The sequence below is a fragment of the Rhodococcus sp. FG69 genome, assembly GCF_057808915.1.
Window position 1 is genome coordinate 1 of record NZ_JBMDIX010000122.1, and the last position, 476, is coordinate 476.

Annotated in this window: 1 pseudogene; it reads right to left on the bottom strand. The window is 60.3% G+C overall.

The features are described from left to right. Positions 1-476, bottom strand: a pseudogene (locus tag ACODSO_RS29250) (HNH endonuclease signature motif containing protein); the annotation flags it as partial.

Here is a 476-nt window from a genome sequence, read left to right on the forward strand (position 1 = left end):
CGGTGTTCGAGGAATCGTTCTCTGAGGAAGATCGCTTCTTCGCGGGCTTTGGGGTCCTTCAGTCGGGCGATATCGCCGAGTGAGGGCACGAAGGCTGCTCTGTCGGTGTCGATCAGATCGCCCCACTCGCTGTTCTCACCGATGTTGGTTTCCCACCAGGTGGGTTCGTAGAGTTCATCGGCGGGTCGCTCGAGAACACTTGCAGCTGCCGTCGATTCGGGAGCACATCCGTGAGCGACGTGCTGGTAATGGTGATCGCTCGCGGGGTCCGGTGATGGTGTCGGGGGCCGGTTGTGGACGAAGTCGTCCGGGACCATCACCGTCCCGTAGGTCGACGGGGTGATCCTGCGCAGACCCGAACACGAGGTCCAGAATATTCCGTCTCCACTCAATGTGGCTGCGGCCCAGAGTTTGAGTGTTTTCGCGTGGTGATGGTAGTGGCACAGTGGGTGCAGATTCGAGGTGATAGTCCAGCC